13 protein-coding genes are annotated in these 16,199 nt (G+C 73.6%); 8 read left to right on the top strand and 5 right to left on the bottom strand.

Annotated elements, in window-relative coordinates; genetic code table 11:
• Positions 1 to 2: 2 nt before the first annotated feature.
• From EBO15_RS01945 to EBO15_RS01935, 3 genes are all read left to right on the top strand, one after another.
• Complete coding sequence (locus EBO15_RS01945) at positions 3 to 1,586, top strand: bifunctional uroporphyrinogen-III C-methyltransferase/uroporphyrinogen-III synthase (RefSeq protein ID WP_122192531.1); 1,584 nt, start codon at positions 3 to 5, stop codon at positions 1,584 to 1,586.
• Between the two features lie 66 nt (positions 1,587 to 1,652).
• Positions 1,653 to 2,636: a porphobilinogen synthase gene (hemB, locus tag EBO15_RS01940; protein WP_122192530.1), complete on the top strand. Its 984-nt coding sequence runs from the start codon at positions 1,653 to 1,655 to the stop codon at positions 2,634 to 2,636.
• Positions 2,637 to 2,790: 154 nt separating this feature from the next.
• Complete coding sequence (locus EBO15_RS01935) at positions 2,791 to 3,474, top strand: bifunctional DNA primase/polymerase (protein WP_122192529.1); 684 nt, start codon at positions 2,791 to 2,793, stop codon at positions 3,472 to 3,474.
• Here the strand turns inward: EBO15_RS01935 and EBO15_RS01930 are convergent.
• Complete coding sequence (locus tag EBO15_RS01930) at positions 3,471 to 5,333, bottom strand: ABC transporter ATP-binding protein (RefSeq protein WP_378238783.1); 1,863 nt, start codon at positions 5,331 to 5,333, stop codon at positions 3,471 to 3,473. The genes EBO15_RS01935 and EBO15_RS01930 overlap by 4 nt on opposite strands.
• Before the next feature lie 645 nt (positions 5,334 to 5,978).
• Positions 5,979 to 7,679, bottom strand: a complete 1,701-nt coding sequence (locus EBO15_RS01925; RefSeq protein WP_158628100.1) for a protein kinase domain-containing protein — start codon at positions 7,677 to 7,679, stop codon at positions 5,979 to 5,981.
• A gap of 177 nt (positions 7,680 to 7,856) precedes the next feature.
• Between EBO15_RS01925 and hemL the strand changes: the two genes are divergently transcribed.
• Positions 7,857 to 9,155, top strand: coding sequence for a glutamate-1-semialdehyde 2,1-aminomutase (gene hemL / locus EBO15_RS01920; protein ID WP_122192526.1), 1,299 nt, complete (start codon positions 7,857 to 7,859; stop codon positions 9,153 to 9,155).
• A gap of 51 nt (positions 9,156 to 9,206) precedes the next feature.
• Here the strand turns inward: hemL and EBO15_RS01915 are convergent, their stop codons facing one another.
• Positions 9,207 to 10,031: a dihydrodipicolinate synthase family protein gene (locus EBO15_RS01915; protein ID WP_122192525.1), complete on the bottom strand. Its 825-nt coding sequence runs from the start codon at positions 10,029 to 10,031 to the stop codon at positions 9,207 to 9,209.
• 5 nt (positions 10,032 to 10,036) lie between these two features.
• A complete protein-coding gene (locus EBO15_RS01910) occupies positions 10,037 to 10,966 on the bottom strand; it encodes an EamA family transporter (protein ID WP_122192524.1) in 930 nt (309 codons plus the stop codon).
• 73 nt (positions 10,967 to 11,039) lie between these two features.
• Here EBO15_RS01910 and EBO15_RS01905 point away from each other — a divergent pair, with 73 nt between their 5' ends.
• From EBO15_RS01905 to EBO15_RS01895, 3 genes are all read left to right on the top strand, one after another.
• Positions 11,040 to 12,008 (top strand): LysR family transcriptional regulator, encoded by a 969-nt coding sequence (locus EBO15_RS01905; RefSeq protein ID WP_122192523.1) that lies wholly within the window; start codon positions 11,040 to 11,042, stop codon positions 12,006 to 12,008.
• 77 nt (positions 12,009 to 12,085) lie between these two features.
• Positions 12,086 to 13,795 (top strand): serine/threonine-protein kinase, encoded by a 1,710-nt coding sequence (locus EBO15_RS45080; RefSeq protein WP_199744276.1) that lies wholly within the window; start codon positions 12,086 to 12,088, stop codon positions 13,793 to 13,795.
• A gap of 17 nt (positions 13,796 to 13,812) precedes the next feature.
• Complete coding sequence (locus EBO15_RS01895; RefSeq protein WP_122192522.1) at positions 13,813 to 14,433, top strand: hypothetical protein; 621 nt, start codon at positions 13,813 to 13,815, stop codon at positions 14,431 to 14,433.
• A 37-nt stretch (positions 14,434 to 14,470) separates the two neighbouring features.
• Here the strand turns inward: EBO15_RS01895 and EBO15_RS01890 are convergent, their stop codons facing one another.
• Entirely contained in the window at positions 14,471 to 15,523 is a 1,053-nt protein-coding gene (locus tag EBO15_RS01890; protein ID WP_122192521.1) for a hypothetical protein, read from the bottom strand.
• A 179-nt stretch (positions 15,524 to 15,702) separates the two neighbouring features.
• Between EBO15_RS01890 and EBO15_RS01885 the strand changes: the two genes are divergently transcribed.
• The gene (locus EBO15_RS01885; protein ID WP_122192520.1) at positions 15,703 to 16,107 is read left to right on the top strand and encodes an ATP-binding protein; all 405 of its coding nucleotides are present in this window, start codon (positions 15,703 to 15,705) and stop codon (positions 16,105 to 16,107) included.
• Positions 16,108 to 16,199: the final 92 nt, after the last annotated feature.

Below are 16,199 nucleotides of genomic sequence, written 5' to 3'. Positions count from 1 at the left end.
CTGTGAACGGCCCCGGCAACCCGGTGACCGACCCGGACGCCGGACGCGTCTTCCTCGTCGGCACCGGTCCCGGCGATCCGAAGCTGCTGACGCTGCGCGCCGTCGAGGTGCTGGCGGGCGCGGACGTGGTGATCGCGCCGGTCGCGCACGTCCACCCGGAGGTGCTCGCGCACCGCCGCGCGGACGCCGAGCTGGTCGACGACGCCGAGACCGCCGACCCGGTGAAGCTCGCCGTGAAGCACGCCCGCGCGGGCCGCCGCGTCGCCCGGCTGTTCCTGGGCGACCCGGCGCTGGCCTGCGGGATGGCGTCCTGGGGCGAGGCCCTGTACAAGGCGGGCGTCTCGTTCGAGGTCGTGTCCGGTGTGTCGGCGCTGACCGGTGTGCCCGGTTACGCGGGCATCCCGCTGACCGACGACAAGCACCGCGAGGTGCGGTTCATCGACGCGTCCGAGGGCGGGGTCGACTGGGCCGCGTTCTCCGACCCGTCCGCGACGCTGGTGATCGCCGGTGTGGAGCACTCGGTCGCCGAGGTGTGCAAGTCGCTGATCGCGGTCGGCCGCCCGGACTCCACGCCCGCCGCGATGACCATGCTCGGCACCAGCACCGAGCAGGAGACCGTGGTCTCCGACCTGAAGCGCCTGGCCGCCGAGTCCAAGGGCATGGAGGCCCCGGCGATGATCATCGTCGGGGACGTGGCGAAGTGGCGGGACAAGCTCGGCTGGTTCGAGGCCAAGCCGCTGTTCGGCTGGCGCGTCCTGGTGCCGCGCACCAAGGAGCAGGCCGCGTCGCTGTCGGAGCAGCTGCGCTCCTACGGGGCCGTCCCGGACGAGGTGCCGACGATCTCGGTCGAGCCGCCGCGCACGCCCCAGCAGATGGAGCGCGCGGTCAAGGGCCTGGTCACCGGCCGGTACGAGTGGGTGGTGTTCACCTCCACCAACGCCGTCCGCGCGGTGCGGGAGAAGTTCCACGACTACGGCCTCGACGCGCGCGCGTTCGCCGGGCTGAAGGTCGCGGCCGTCGGCGAGGCCACCGCGAGGGCGCTGGTCGAGTTCGGCGTCCAGCCCGACCTGATGCCGTCCGGGCAGCAGTCGTCGGAGGGCCTGGTCGAGGTCTGGCCGCCCTATGACGAGGACCTCGACCCCATCAACCGGGTCCTGCTCCCGCGCGCCGACATCGCCACCGACACGCTCATCGCGGGCCTCACCGGCCTCGGCTGGGAGTGCGAGGACGTGACCGCCTACCGGACGGTCCGGGCCGCGCCGCCGCCCGCGCCGATCCGCGAGGCGATCAAGGGCGGCGGGTTCGACGCGGTGCTGTTCACCTCGTCGTCCACTGTGAAGAACCTCATCGGCATCGCGGGCAAGCCGCACAACGTGACCGTGATCGCCTGCATCGGCCCGCAGACGGCCAAGACGGCCGAGGAGTACGGCCTGCGGGTGGACGTGATGTCGCCCAGGCCGTCGGTCCAGGCGCTGGCCGAGGCCCTCGCGGAGTACGGTGCGAAGAGGAGGGCCGCCCAGATCGAGAACGGCGACCCGCTGCGCAAGCCCAGCCAGATGCGCCGGGGCGCGCGCCGCCGCAAGTAGAACCCCACGGCGGGCGCCCGGTGATCCCGGCGCGCCCGCCGTCGTCCTTTCCTGGAGATGCCTGAGATGTCCGCCCAGTTCCCCGTCGCCCGGCCGCGCCGCCTCCGCCGCACCCCGGCGCTGCGCCGGCTGACCGCCGAGACCCGGCTGCACCCCGCCGACCTGGTGCTGCCGATGTTCGTCAAGGAGGGCATCGACGAGCCGCAGCCGATCTCGTCCATGCCGGGCGTCGTCCAGCACACCCGCGAGTCGCTCCGCAAGGCCGCCCACGAGGCCGTCGAGGCCGGCGTCGGCGGGATCATCCTGTTCGGCGTCCCGGCCGTGAAGGACGCCGTGGGCTCGGCCGGCGACGCGTCCGACGGGATCGTCCAGGTCGCGCTGCGCGACCTGGCCGCCGACCTCGGCGACTCCACCGTCCTCATCGCCGACCTGTGCCTGGACGAGTTCACCGACCACGGCCACTGCGGCATCGTCACCCCGTCCGGCGAGATCGACAACGACGCGACCCTCGAGCGGTACGCGTCGATCGCGGTCGCGCAGGCCGCCGCGGGCGCCGCCGTCGTCGCGCCGTCGGGGATGATGGACGGCCAGGTCGGGGCGATCCGCTCCGCGCTGGACTCGGCCGGGCACGAGAACGTGTCGATCCTGGGCTACTCGGTCAAGTACGCCTCCGCCTTCTACGGCCCGTTCCGCGAGGCCGCCGAGTGCGCGCCGACGTTCGGCGACCGCGCCGCCTACCAGCAGGACCCGGCGAACGCCGACGAGTCCCTGCGCGAGGTCTTCCTCGACCTCGACGAGGGCGCGGACATGGTCATGGTGAAGCCGGCCGGGGCCTACCTGGACATCCTGCGCCGGGTCCGCGACGCCGTGGACGTCCCGGTCGCCGCGTACCAGGTCAGCGGCGAGTACGCGATGATCGAGGCCGCCGCCGCCAACGGCTGGTTGGACCGCGACCGCACCATCATGGAGTCGCTCACCGCGATCCGCCGGGCCGGCGCCGACATGATCCTCACCTACTACGCCACCGAGGTCGCCCGCAAGCTCGGATGACCATGCCGCGAGGTAGGTGATCGTTTGCCGGGGATCACTTCCTCCTAGTCAATTGGAACCGTTTCCGGGGGGTTGCCGTGTCCGGGCGGCCTCCCGCCCGGCATCATCGACTAACAAGGAGCCGGACGGGGCCGGTGATCCCAGGCCCGGTGTGATGGGGGGCGTCAACGTGCTTGCGGTCACGGGCAACAGGAGCAGACGGCGGGCCCGCGAACGGAACCGCGAGCGCCCTCAGCCCCTCGCCACGGCCGCCGCGGCGGCGGCCTACGCCGCGCTCGGCTGGCCCTGCGTACCCGGGGCGCACGCCCCCGAAGGCGGCGACCGCGCCTGTTCCTGCGACCGCGTCGGCTGTCCCGACCCGGCCGCGCACCCCGTCTCCGCCGCCTGGGCGATCCAGGCCAGCGTCGACCCCGCCGTGATCGACCGCTGGTGGACCGAACGCCCCGACGCCAACGTCATCCTGCCGACCGGCCGCGTCTTCGACGTCTTCGACGTCCCGGCCGCGGCGGGCGCCGAGGCCCTCGCCCGCATCGACGCCGAGGACCTCCCGAGCGGCCCGGTCGCGAACGTCGCGGACGAGCGGCACCTGTTCTTCGTCGCCACCCGCGCCCCCGTGGACGAGGACGAGTGGTGGTCCTGCCATCTCGACTGCTCGCCCGAGACCGTCGCCGAGACGCCCGGCATGCGCTGGCACTGCCGCGACAGCTACGTGGTGGCCCCGGCGTCGCGGCTCACCTACGGCCGGACGGTCAGCTGGATCCGCCCGCCGGAGAACGCCCCCCTGCCCGACCCCCTGCGCCTGCTCGCCGTCCTCTCGGACGCCTGCGAAGCCCTCTAGACGGGCCTCTGGGCCGGGGCGCGCACCGTCGGCGGCGCACCGCTGCCCTCCTCGGCGGACGCGTGGTCCTCGCCGGAGACGTAGCCGCTCGCCTGGAGGGTGAAGAGACGCGCGTACGCGCCGTCCCGGGCCATGAGCTCGTCGTGGGTGCCCTGCTCGGCGATCCTTCCCTCGTCGAGGACGACGATGAGGTCCGCCTCCCTGACCGCGCCCAGGCGGTGCGAGATCAGCACGCTCGTCCGTCCTTCGCGGTGCGCGCGCAGCGACGCGTGGACGGCGTGCTCGGCCTCGGCGTCCAGGCCGGAGCTCGGCTCGTCGAGAAGCAGCAGGTCACGGTCGTCGCGCAGGAGCGCGCGGGCCAGCGCGAGCCGCTGCCACTGCCCGCCTGAGAGCATCACCCCCGTCTCGTCCCCGGGGCCGGCGAAGATCCGGCTCAGCATGGTGGCGTAGCCGTCCGGGAGGGCCTCGACGGCGTCGTGGATCCCGGCCCGGCGGGCGGCGGCCCGGACGCGTCCGGGGTCGTCCGCGGCGGTGAGATCGCCCAGCAGGATGTTGTCGGCGGCGGACAGGTCGTACTCCATGAAGTCCTGGAAGACGACGCCGACGCGGTCCCGGAGCTCGGCCGGGGCGAGGTCGCGCAGGTCCACGCCGTCCCAGGCGACCGATCCGCGCGTGGGGTCGTAGAGGCGGCACAGCAGCTTGACCAGGGTGCTCTTGCCCGCGCCGTTCACCCCGACCAGGGCGACGCTCCGGCCGTGCGGGACGACCAGGTCGATCCCGCGCAGCACCCACGGCTGCCCGTCGCCGTACCGGAACCACACGTCCCGCAGCTCGATGCCCCGGCGCAGCTCGGGGACGGGACGCGGGTCCGCGCGCACGGGGAGGTCCGGCCCGGCCCCGGTGACCGTGACGAAATGGCCGAACAGCAGGAGCGCCTGGTGGGCGTCCGCCCAGCGGTCGACGATCTGGCTCAGCGCGGTCTGCACTCCGGCGACGGCCGCGACGAACATCGTGACGTCCCCGGGCGAGAGGTCGCCCTCCGTCGCCCGCCACACCGCCCAGACCAGGCCGCCGGCCGCGACCGCGCCGCCGAGCAGGGCGAGCAGCCCCTGGCGGCGGACCGTGGCCAGGTCGACGCGGCGTTCGGCGGCGTCGGTGGCGCGCAGCTCGGCCAGCATCCGGCCGCGGAAGAAGTCGCCGAGGCCGAACAGCCGGACCTCCTTGGCGGCCTCCGGCCTGGTCAGCAGCTCGCCGTAGAAGATCTGGCGGCGCAGGCCGGGGCTGATGCCCCACATCGTCCGGGCGCGCTCGCGGCTCAGCCCGAGCTGGATCCACGCGGCGGGCAGCGCGGCCAGGAAGATCACCGCGACCAGCACCGGGTTGATCACCAGGAGGGTGGCGACGAATCCGGACAGCAGCAGCGCCGCCTGGCCGATCGCGAGGGAGCCGGAGACGAGGCGGTCCGGCGCGTTCTCGCCGGCCTCGCGGGCGAGGCGCAGCGTGTCCTGGAAGCGGGGGCTCTCGAAGCGGCGCAGTCCGGCGTCGGCGTTCACGGCGCGGAACAGCCGGTCGGACGCCAGGGCCCGCACCGCGCGGCGCAACTGCCGCTGCGCGTACGTGGACAGGTGCGGGACGACCGTGACCGACAGGCCGCAGACGGCGAGCCCGGCTGCGAGCGGGATCAGGGTGGACCTGCCCCGGCCCGAGGTCAGGCCGTCCAGGACGAGTTTGGTGAGCCAGGCGGTCGCGACGGGCGCGAGCCCGGCGAGGACGGCGAGCGCGGCCGAGGCCAGCGCCGCGCGCCGGTGCGCCCGCCAGGTCAGGGACGCGACGCTCGCCAGACGCCGCCTCAACGGCACTTCCGACGGCATTTCTGATGGGGCCTTCGGCGGCGGGGTCACCGCAGGCCGTTCCGGGGGAGGGACGGAGAGGCACCGGCCGGGTCGGGCCCGGCCGGTGCCGTCCGTCCGGACGCGCGGGGCGAGGCGATGGCCGGTCCCACCGCAACAGGGGAGGTCAACGCGACGATCCGCACGCCCGGCCGCCGATCAGCCGCAGTACGTACGGCCGGCGTAGACGCAGCAGTGGATGCCTGTCTCGGTCCACCAGCACGCCTCGGCCCGGGCCTTGGCGGTCGGCAGTACCTTGTCGAGCACTCGGTCGCTGAGTCTGGTGAGGGCACGGACCATGGAGAACCACCTCCAGGACACGCCGGATCGCTCCGGTCGCGGGACTGGTCGGGCGTCGGGGCGGTTCCGGAACCCGCCCGGCGCTCGCTTGCCCAGAAGCTAACCGGCGGCGATCAAGCGCTCAAGAGGCCGGTTCCGCGTTGTGACTTCTGCGATCGGCCGAGAGTGGATCTTGGTGACAGTTGCCGGTTTGGCGCCTGGGAGGGCCCGTCCGGGGCGTCCAGGCCCGTCCAGGCCCGCCCGGGATCGTCCAGGACCGTCCGGAACGCGAACGGCGACCCCGGACGTCCGGGGTCGCCGTTCGCGTCGGCCGGATCAGGCGCCCGTCTTGGGCGCGGCGATCGGGGGCTTGTGGGCCCACTCGGTGTAGTTCGTCAGGAGCCAGTGCGGCTTGGCCCCCGCGCGCAGCTTCAGCTGGACGGGCCGGTTGGCCTTGTCCACGCGCAGGAAGAAGGTGATCTCCTGCGCGCCCGTGGCCCGCGCGAGGTCGGCGTACAGGGCGCCGAAGCCGGGCTGCTGGCCGAGGGCGGCGAGCGATGCCGTCCCCTGGTAGACGGCGCCGGTGTGCTGGAACTTGGTGGAGTTCTCCAGCAGTGCCGTCAGGGCGGAGACGGACCCGGCCGAGCGGATCTGCGCGGCCAGCGACGGGTAGCCCTTGGCCGACACCGGGGTCTGCCGCCACGTCTTGCCCGCGCGCACGTAGGCGTTGCCGCCGATGACGATCGTCCGGCCCGCGCGCTTGGTGTCGCCCGATCCGGTGAGCTGCATCGTGTAGGACGGTTCAGCGCCCGTGACCAGCGTGAACGATCCGTGTGCGGTGACGTTGACGCCCGGACCCGACCGCCGGAACGTGAAGGACGCCGAGGGCGTGCGGGTCGTGGCGTCCCGGATCTGCGCGGCGAGGGCCGCGCCCGGGCCCTGCGGCACGGGCGGCGTGGGGGCCGCGGTGCTGGCCTCCTGGGACGGGTGCGGCGGGTCGTCACCGCTCTTCTTGCCGCCCATCGCGAAGTAGGCGCCGCCGGCGCCCCCGCCGACGACGACGAGGGCGGCCAGGGCCACGACGGCCTTGCGGCGCCCGCCTCCGCGGCCTCCGCCGGACGGCGCGGCGATGCGGTTCTGGCCGGTGACCCGGATCTTGGGCGGGGCGGGCTCGGGGATGGCCGCGGCCTCCCCGACCAGCTCGGCGAGCCGGCCCCGTCCCTGCGCCTCCCAGGACGGCCCGTACGCCGCGACCGCCGCCTCCTCGAGCTCGGCGGCGAAGTCGGCGGCCGAGGTGGGCCGCTTCTCCGGCTCCTTGGCCAGGCCGTGCGCGAGCAGGTCGCGCAGCGGCCCGGGCACCTGGTCGACCGGGATGGGCGTCTCGCGGTGCGCCCTGCCCCAGCCGGAGGCGCTGCGCGCCGTGAACGGCGGCCGTCCGGTCAGGCACTCGAAGAAGATCGCCGCGGCCGCGTACAGGTCGGACGCCACCGACGGTGACGCGCCCTCCCAGAGTTCGGGCGCTGCGTAGGCCGGCCCGGCGGCCGGGCCGAAACCGAGCCCGAAGTCGGTGAGCCGGGCCTCGCCGCCCGGCGCGACCATCACGTTGGAGGGCCGGAGCGCCCCGTGGACGACCTCCCGTCCCTCGCCCGCCGCCAGACCCAGGAGGACGCCGCCGAGCGCCGACAGGGCCGCCAGGGGCCCGGCGGGGCCGCGCGAGGCGAGGATGCGGCGGAGCGAGACGCCCTCCGCGCGCTCCATCACGATCGCCGTCCCGCCGCTCGGCGAGGGGTTCTCCACGAAGTCGTAGAGATCGACGACGTTCGGATCCTCCAGTTGGGACAGCCTGCGCGCCACCATCCGGTACCGCGACAGGAGCGCCTCGTCAGCTTCGAGGCGCTTGTCGAGATAGCGGATGGCGACCTTGGTCTGGGTCATGTCGTCCACCCCGAGCACCACACGCCCCGCGGAACCCCCGCCAAGGTCCCGCTCATGGGTGAATCCCGGAACCGTCCAGCCGTCGACCACGGTGTGAGCCATCCCTCCGATCCGGCGGCGCCGGTGGAAACCCGGGGGTGCCGCCGCTCGCGACACCGACATCCCGCCTGAAGCATTCTCGCCTGTCCCGAAGGGGCAGACGACGCCTTTGCTGGAATATCGGCCGGTACCAGGCGAGGTCAAGGCGCGTCACCGAACTGCAACTGGTTGACTGGAGGGGTGACCGAAGCAGACAAGTCCCAGGAGTTGTTCGAACGGGCCGGACGGGTGATCCCCGGTGGCGTGAACTCGCCGGTGAGAGCGTTCCGGGCCGTGGGCGGCACCCCCCGTTTCATCGCGTCCGCGCGCGGGCCGTACCTCACCGACGCCGACGGCAACGAGTACGTCGATCTCGTCTGCTCGTGGGGGCCGATGATCCTCGGCCACGCGCACCCGGCGGTCGTCGAGGCCGTGACCAAGGCCGCCGGGCGCGGGACGTCCTATGGAGCGCCGTCGGTCGGCGAGGTCGAGCTGGCCGAGGAGATCGTCGCGCGGACGCCGGTGGAGGCCGTCCGGCTGGTGAACTCCGGCACCGAGGCGACCATGTCGGCGATCCGGCTGGCGCGCGGGTTCACCGGGCGCTCCAAGATCGTGAAGTTCGCCGGGTGCTACCACGGCCACGTGGACGCGCTGCTCGCCGCCGCCGGGTCCGGCGCGGCGACGCTCGCCCTCCCCGACACCCCCGGCGTGACCGGCGCGACCACCGCCGACACCATCGTGCTGCCCTACAACGACGTGATCGGGATCGAGCGCGCGTTCGCCGTCCACGGCGACGAGATCGCGTGCGTGATCACCGAGGCGGTGCCCTGCAACATGGGCGTCGTCCCGCCGACCTCGGGCTTCAACCTGCTGCTGAAGCAGCTGTGCGAGCGGTCCGGCGCGCTGCTGATCGTGGACGAGGTGCTCACCGGGTTCCGCGCGTCCCGGTCCGGCTGGTACGGCGTGGAGGGCGTCGCGGGCGACCTCATGACGTTCGGCAAGGTGATGGGCGGCGGGCTGCCCGCCGCCGCGTTCGGCGGCCGCGCCGACGTGATGGCCCGGCTCGCCCCGGCCGGCCCCGTCTACCAGGCCGGGACGCTGTCGGGGAACCCGCTGGCGACCGCGGCCGGGCTCGCCACGCTCCGGAACGCGACCGACGACGTGTACGCGGCGATCGACCGCAACGCGAAGATCGTCTCCGAGGCGGCGGCCGAGGCGCTGGCCAAGGAGGGCGTGCCGCACCGGCTGCAGCGCGCGAGCAACCTGTTCTCGGTCTTCTTCACGGACGTCCCGGTCGTGCAGAACTTCGCGCAGGCGCAGAAGCAGCACACCGCCGCGTTCGCCGCGTTCTTCCACGCGATGCTCGACCGCGGCGTCTACCTGCCGCCGTCCGCGTTCGAGGTGTGGTTCCTGTCGGCCGCGCACGACGACACCGCGCTCTCGAAGATCGTCGACGCGCTCCCGCACGCGGCCAAGGCCGCCGCTGCGGCGTCGGCCTAAGGGTTTTTTGGTTGGGGGCGCACCGCTGGGGCGCCCCCAACCTGCTTTCTTTTAGAAGGCGGCCTTGAGGGCGCGTTCCACGGTCTCCGGGCTCGGCGGCAGGAACGGCGCCCGGACGGACGCGTCGTCGATCAGCCCGCGAGCCGCCAGGCACGCCTTGAGGACGGTCGGTGACGGCTCCGAGAACAGGGCGTCCACCAGCGGGACGAGCCTGTCGTGCATGGCGAGATCGAGGTTCGCGTAGGCGGACGGCACGAGATTGCCCGTCGCGGCGATCACGCCTCCGGCGCCTAGCGCGCGCATGGGGAACGCGTAGGCGTCGTCCCCGCACAGCACCTTCTCGCCTGCCTCGGCCAGCAAGACGAGCGTGTCTCCGTCGATGCCACCCGGACAGTGCTTCATGCCCACGACGCCGTCCAAGTCCAGGACGCGCAGGAGGGCCTCTGCGGAGAGGGTCCGGCCCGTCCGGTACGGGATGTTGTACATGAGGACCGGCACGTCCACGGCGGATACGACGGACGCGTAGTGGGCGACGACGCCGTCCTCGGTGGGGCGCAGGTAGTACGGGGCGACGACGAGCAGCGTGTCCGCATAGGGAGCGCGCTCGCGCGCCTGCGCGATGGTGGCGTCCGTGCCCATCGTTCCGGCGCCGACGGTCAGCGGCACCCCGTACGCGTCGCAGACGCCCCGTGAGACGCGCAGGACGGTCTCCACCTCGTCCGGGGTGAGCGTCGCGGCCTCGCCGGTGGTGCCGAGCGCGACGAGGCCGTCCGCCCCGCCGTCCAGGACGTGCCGGGCGAGGCGTTCGAGCGACGCGGCGTCCACCTCGCCGTCGGGCGTGAAAGGCGTGACCAGCGGGACATGGATTCCATGCATGGGAGTCACCTCGTGGGAACGGGATCGGGAACCGGGTCGGCGACCCGGGACGTCCGGCGCGGCCGGATCCGGACGGCGCCGAGCGCGACCCCGCCGACGATCAGCGCGGCGGCCCCGAGCCGCGCCGGGCTCACGTTCTCGTTCAGGACGACCATGGCCGCGGCCAGCCCGAACGGCGGGACGAGCAGCGAGTACATGCCGACGGTGCTGGCCTCGTACGTGCGCATGAGGTGGCCCCAGAGGCCGAAGCCGAGCAGCGTGGACAGGTAGGCGATGTAGGCGAGCGCGCCCAGTCCGGCCAGGGACGTGTGGGCGAGCGAGTGCCCGATGTCGCCGGGGCCCTCGAAGAACAGCGACAGGGCGAGCATCGGCAGCGGCGGCACCAGCGACATCCACACCATGAACCCGAACGGGTCGACCGGGCCGGTGGCGTGCGCGTTCATCCGGCGCATCGCGACGTTCGCCAGACCCCACATGAACGCGCCCGCGACGCACAGCAGGAACGCGCTGAGGGGGCCGCTCGTCCCGCCGGACTGGAGGACGCCGAGCCACGCGACCCCGCCGAACGCGACCGCCATCCCGGCGATCTGCCCGGCGTGCAGCCGCTCCCGCAGCGCCGCCCACGCGATCAGGGCCGTGAACAGCGCGGAGAGCTGCATGACGACCGACGACAGCCCGGCGGGCATGCCGATCCGCATCGCGATGAACAGCAGGCCGAACTGCCCGACGCCGAGCGGCAGCCCGACCAGCAGCAGCCAGCGCGCCGGGACGGGCGGACGCCGCACGAGGAACACGGCGGGCACGGCGGCCGCGGTGAAGCGCAGGGCGCCGAAGAACAGCGGCGGATAGTGTTCGAGGCCGATCTTGATCGGCACGAAGTTGAAGCCCCAGACCGCGGCGATCAGCACGGCGAGCAGGACATGGCGGGGACGCATGCCTTGATCGTCCACAGAACGGTGTGTTTAGGACAAGCTAGAACTTCTTGACAGATGGATTTAGCATTGCTTCATGCTGGATCTGGAACGGCTGCGCGCCCTGCACTCGGTGGCGACCTACGGGTCGGTCAGCGCCGCCGCCGACGTGCTCCACGTCACCACCTCCGCCGTCTCCCAGCAGCTCGCCAAGCTGGAGCGGGAGACCGGCCAGAAACTCCTCGAACGCAACGGCCGCGGCGTCCGGCTCACCGACGCCGCCCAGCTGCTCGTCGGCCACGCCGGACGGATCCTGTCGCTGGTCGAGCAGGCCCAGGCCGACCTGGAGGCCCACCGGGGCGCCGTCGTCGGGCAGCTGTCGGTCGGCGCGTTCCCGACCGCGATCCGGGGCCTGTTCCCCGCCGCCATGCGCGCCCTCCGCGCCGACCACCCCGACCTCCGCGTCCTGCTGAGCGAGCAGGACCCGATGGAGAGCATGCCGCTCGTCCTGCGCGGCGACCTCGACATGGCCGTCGTCCAGGACTGGAACAACGAGCCGCTGCCGCTCGCCGAGGGCCTGGTCAAGGGCGCCATCTGCGCGGACGTCGCGGACGTCGCGCTGCCGCCCGGCCACCGCCTCGCCCGCCGGAGCGGGATCGACCTGGAGGAGCTGGCGGGCGAGACCTGGATCAGCTCCACCCCCGGCTCGATCTGCTGCGACTGGCTCCACCGGACGCTCCGCTCGATCGACTGCGAGCCGCACATCGACCACCACGCCTACGAGTTCGCGACCCAGCTCGCCCTGGTCGCGGCCGGGCTGGGCATCGCGATACTGCCCCGGCTCGGCCGCTGCGACGTCCCGCCCGAGGTCGAGATCGTCACGCTGAAGGCCCCGCTCACCCGCCGCGTCTACGCGGTCTGGCGCGAGGAGGCCGCCCGCCGCCCCGCCATCCGCGCGGCCCTGGACGCCTTCCGCACGGCCGTCCCCGCCGACGTCCCGGTCAGCGTCCCCACCGTCGCGCCCGCCGCCGTCCCGGCCGTTGGCCCCGCCGCCGTCCGGGCCTGACCGCGCCGGACGCCCGCGGCGGATCGGGGTGATCCGCTAGATTCGCCCGGATCGATCTTGATCGAGGGGTGCGGGCGATGGGCGGGTGGCGGGTTCCGGGGTTCACGACCCTCCGGGAACTCGGCGAGGGCGGGCAGGGCGCGGTCGTGCTCGCCCGGCACGACACCGCCGGGACGCTCGTCGCGATCAAGTACGTCGCCGCAGACGCCGACCGGGCCGTCCTCCGCCACGAGGCGGCCATGCTCGGACGCGCCGACAGCCCGCACGTCGCACGGCTCTACCGGCTGGTCGAGACCGACGAGGGCGCCGCGATCGTCATGGAGGCCGTGGACGGCGTGCCGCTGCGGACCGTCCTCGAACGGGAGGGCGCGCTCGCCCCCGAGGCCGCCCTCGGCGTCCTCAAGGGCTCGCTGCTCGGCCTCGCCGCGGCGCACGCCCTCGGGGTCGTCCACCGCGACTACAAGCCCGCCAACGTCGTCGTCCCGCCGGACGGCCGCAGCAAGCTGATCGACTTCGGCATCGCCGTCGGAGCCGGGCGGGAGAGCGGCGGCGCGGGCACGCCCCCGTACATGGCGCCCGAGCAGTGGCGGCGCGGCGTCGCCACTCCCGCGACCGACGTGTACGCCGCCACCTGCGTGTTCTTCGAGTGCGTCGCGGGCCACCGGCCCTTCGCCGGGTCCGTGGCGGAGCTCCAGAACGCCCATCTGAACGCTCCGCCGCCGGTCGAGGACGTCCCGGAGGCGCTGCGCCCGCTCGTCGGGCACGGGATGGCCAAGGACCCGGAGGGACGCCCGGCGAGCGCCGCGGACTTCGTCGCGGAGCTGGAGGCCGTCGCGTCCGCCGCGTACGGGCCGGACTGGGAGCGCCGGGGCGTCCGCGCCCTGGCCGCGTCGGCCGCGGCCCTGGCGTCCCTGTTCCCGATCGCCGCGCTCGTCGGCTCCGCCGGGGGCGGAGCGGCCGCCGGAGCCGGGGCAGGTGCCGGGGCGGCGGTGTCCCAGGGGCTGCTGGCGTCCACGACGGCGAAGATCGCGCTGGGCGTCGCGGCGACGGCCCTGGTCGCGGGCGGGGCGGCGACCGTCCGGCACTACACGGCCGCGCCGCCGCCCAAACCGCGCCCGACGGCGAGCCCGACGAGTCCGGCGGCGGCCGTGCGGCTCATCGCGTCGCACCAGTGCAAGGTCAGCGGGCCGCTCGGCGACGACCAGACCCCCAAGAGCGCGCCCCCGAAGGTCCGGACGGCCGTGAGCCTCCCGGCCGGGGCCGCCGTCTACCGCTTCGCCCAGGGCGACTACGTGGTCGGACCCGCCGGGCAGACCTGCTCGCGCACGTCCGGGAACAGCAGCGCCAGCGCGACCATCGGCCGCGGCGCGGCGTCCGGGAGCGTCTCCACCTACTCGCCGTTCTCGATCGGCTCGTTCAACATCGGCACGTGCCTGTACTTCCCGGACTCGCCCGAGGCGGCGAAGATCCGGAGGTCCGGCGAGTGCACGTCCGACCTGCGCGTCCGCCGCCCGCTCGACCTCGGCCGGACGGACCTGAAGGCGATGGTCGGGCTGGACCCGGTCTCGACCGAGGCCGCGCCGCCCTCGCCGTACGTCTCGGTCGTCCTGGGGATCCTGAACGGCCCGTCGCTCACCTGCCGCCTGCCCCAGGCCCAGGCGGACGTCTGCGCCGCCGCGCTCACCTTCGGCGTCGAGCGGGCGGCCGGGAAGCGGCCCTTCGCACCCGAGGCGCTGGAGAGGGTCCAGCGCCGGATCGCGGACGCGGTCGCCGCGTCCAAGCGCTGAGCTGGGATGATGAGGACATGACGTACGAGCTGCTGCTGTGGCGATCCGACCACCCCGTGACCCGGGAGGAGGCGGAGGCGATCGGCGAGTCCGGCGCCGAGCCGACCCCCGTGATCGGGGAGTTCGTCGTCGAGCTGCGCCGCCTGCACTCCGACGTCCAGGTCACCGAGACCGGCGTCGGTGGGCGGTTCGCGCGGGTCGAGATGGCCGACGACCGCGCCGACCAGGTGTCCACGGACGTCTACGCGATCGCCCAGGGCCACGGGCTGATCGTCTGGGACCCGGTGCGCGGGCTCGTCCACAACATCGCGCCCGTCGGCGTCTACCAGGGCATGCAGCTCCACACCGGCGACGGCATGATCGTGATCGACCCTGACCTGGGGCTCGTCCGGGACGTCCTGACCCGCCTGGGGACCGGCAACCCGTTCGCCGCGCTGGTCGTGTTCGGCCACCACTTCGTCCAGGTGTCCCCGGAGGACGGCGCCTACGAGCTCGAGTACAAGGACGGCGCGCGCGGCGAGCTCTACCGCGCGCGCGTCCCCGAGCTGGCCGAGGTGCAGCGGGCCTTCCACGAGTACGCCAACGACGACCGCGGCTTCCTGGACAGCCACACCTGGGCGAACGTCACCACCGGCTGAACGTCACCACCGGCCGGACGTCACTGTCCACTGAAGCTCAGTACCGGAAGATGGCGCCGGTCGAGGTGTCGGCACCGTCCCAGACGAACCGGCCCGTCGCCCAGACGGACGTGCCGCCGGGAACGTGGGACAGCTGGCCGACCCGCGTGGCCTTGCCCTTCACCGTGGGCAGGGCCACCTTCGCCCAGTGCCCCTTGGTGACGTGGAACAGTTCGCTGTAGGTGGCGGCCCACACGCCGCCCTTGCCGTCCTGGGCCATCGAGACGATGTCGTTCTTGGTCGGCGGGTCGAACCGCCGCCAGGACTTCCCGTCGAAGTGCAGCGCCATCGGCAGGGTGGCGTAGTTCGCCGGGTTCACGTACCGCGCGCCGGCGATCCACACGTCCGAGGACGAGCGCGCGGCGACCGTCCGCAGCTCCGCCGGGTGGCCGCCGACGACCGGCAGCGCGGGCAGCTTGACCGTGGACAGGGACTTGCCGTTCCAGTGCCGGGCGACCGGGGACGGCTTCGCGGCCCCGTTGTCGCCGACCGCCCACATGTTCTTGCTGGAGACCGAGGCTCCGGCGGCCATCCTGAACCCGGGCTTCACACGGCTCCAGGACCGCCCGTTGTAATGCCAGGTGCCGAACTTGAACCCGCCGTTCTCGGAGCCGTGGACCCAGACGTCCTTCGGGCCGTTGACGACCGCGCCCCCGACCTCCCACGTCGACTTCCAGGCATGGGCGACCGTCCACTTGCTGCCGTTCCAGCGCAGCGCGTAGGTGCTGGCCCCGTGGGCCGCGAAGACCCAGACGTTGTTGGACGCCGATCCCGCGACGGTGTAGAGGAGGGTGTTCTTCTGGAACGCCGTGGGGAGCTTGGTGTCGATCCAGCGCTTCCCGTCGAACCGCCAGGCGTGGGGCTTCGCGCTGACGCGTCCGACGACCCACACGTTCTTGCTGTTGACCGCGGCGACCCCGAAGTAGTCCGCCTTGGCGTTCGACTGGACGGTTCGCCAGGCCGGTGCGGCGGCGTCGGCGGCGACGGCCGGTACGAGCGCGGCGAGCGCGACTCCGGCGGCGGCGACGGCTGAGATTGAACGACGCATCATTGGCCTTTCTCGTGATCCTGCCAGTGGGACGCCCGAGTCGATCTTGAGGTTGTCACACCCCCAGGCGGTATTCTCCGGCGCGAACGGTGTCCGATTCGTCCTATCTTGTGTGACGAAGGGGAACGAGGTGGCGCGGCTCGCCCACGGGCCGGCGCGCCACCGGGGGCGAGGGGTGCGCCGTGTGCGGAGCCGGGGTCGGAGAGCTCATCGGAGCGGTCGAGCTGGCCGCCGTCGCGTCCAGCGTGGCGCTCGCGCGCCGGTTCGTCCGGGACGAGCTGGCCGGCGACCCGCGCCGTGACACCGCCGAGCTCCTCGTCTCCGAGGCCTGCACCAACAGCGTCCGGCACTCCCGCTCCGGCGACGGCGGCCGCTTCACCCTGGCCCTGCGCGACCTGGACGGCGTCCTGCGCTGCGAGGTCGTGGACGCGGGCGCCGAGACCGTCCCGACCAGGCGCGTCGGCCACGAACCCCGCGACAACGGGTACGGGATCGTCCTCATCGAGGCCCTGTCCGACCGGTTCGGGTTCTCCTCCGGCGCGTCGGGCTGCCTCCACACCTGGTTCGAGCTCGGCCCGGCCGGCTGACGCGCGAGCCGGGGGCCCGGAGTCGATCTTCAGTGCCGTCCCTCGCCGTGCGCGTGGGGGCGGGGCGGACGGCGTCCCGGGTGCGGGTAGCC

Origin of the sequence: Actinomadura harenae (assembly GCF_003696215.1) — a bacterium.
In the GTDB taxonomy this organism is placed as follows: domain Bacteria; phylum Actinomycetota; class Actinomycetes; order Streptosporangiales; family Streptosporangiaceae; genus Spirillospora; species Spirillospora harenae.
Note: the sequence above shows the minus strand (reverse complement) of the source record. Positions and strands in the feature narration are given on the sequence as shown.

Coding starts and splice junctions, on each gene's coding strand:
- hemB (WP_122192530.1), top strand. CDS start 1,653: ATGTCCGCCCAGTTCCCCGTCGCCCGGCCGCGCCGCCTCCGCCGCACC.
- EBO15_RS01935 (WP_122192529.1), top strand. CDS start 2,791: ATGGGGGGCGTCAACGTGCTTGCGGTCACGGGCAACAGGAGCAGACGG.
- EBO15_RS01925 (WP_158628100.1), bottom strand. CDS start 7,679: ATGGCTCACACCGTGGTCGACGGCTGGACGGTTCCGGGATTCACCCAT.
- EBO15_RS01915 (WP_122192525.1), bottom strand. CDS start 10,031: ATGCATGGAATCCATGTCCCGCTGGTCACGCCTTTCACGCCCGACGGC.
- EBO15_RS01910 (WP_122192524.1), bottom strand. CDS start 10,966: ATGCGTCCCCGCCATGTCCTGCTCGCCGTGCTGATCGCCGCGGTCTGG.
- EBO15_RS01905 (WP_122192523.1), top strand. CDS start 11,040: ATGCTGGATCTGGAACGGCTGCGCGCCCTGCACTCGGTGGCGACCTAC.
- EBO15_RS45080 (WP_199744276.1), top strand. CDS start 12,086: ATGGGCGGGTGGCGGGTTCCGGGGTTCACGACCCTCCGGGAACTCGGC.
- EBO15_RS01895 (WP_122192522.1), top strand. CDS start 13,813: ATGACGTACGAGCTGCTGCTGTGGCGATCCGACCACCCCGTGACCCGG.
- EBO15_RS01890 (WP_122192521.1), bottom strand. CDS start 15,523: ATGATGCGTCGTTCAATCTCAGCCGTCGCCGCCGCCGGAGTCGCGCTC.